Source organism: Flavihumibacter cheonanensis (assembly GCF_022352215.1).
Classification (GTDB): Bacteria; Bacteroidota; Bacteroidia; order Chitinophagales; family Chitinophagaceae; genus Flavihumibacter; species Flavihumibacter cheonanensis.
The window spans coordinates 1-284 of the sequence record NZ_JAKRWF010000159.1; the positions used below are offsets into that span (position 1 = coordinate 1).

At 67.3% G+C, this 284-nt stretch carries 1 protein-coding gene; it reads left to right on the top strand.

Translation table 11 applies throughout. The annotated features are described in order from the left end of the window. A partial coding sequence (locus MD536_RS21530; RefSeq protein ID WP_239603841.1) for a prolyl oligopeptidase family serine peptidase occupies nt 1-284 on the top strand: 284 nt, incomplete at both ends.

Sequence of the window (284 nt, forward strand, 5' to 3'; positions counted from 1 at the left end):
GAACCTGCGCGGGGGTGGTGAGTACGGGGAATCGTGGCACCACGCGGGGATGCTGGAGCGCAAGCAGAACGTCTTCGATGACTTCATCGGGGCCGCCGAGTGGCTCATCGCCAACGGGTACACCAGGCCCGAGAGGCTGGGCATCGCTGGCGGTTCGAACGGCGGGCTGCTGACCGGAGCGACGGTGACGCAGCGTCCGGACCTGTTTGCGGCCGCGATTTCGGCCGTGCCGCTGCTGGACATGGTCCGCTACCAGGACTTCCTGATGGCGCGGTACTGGATCC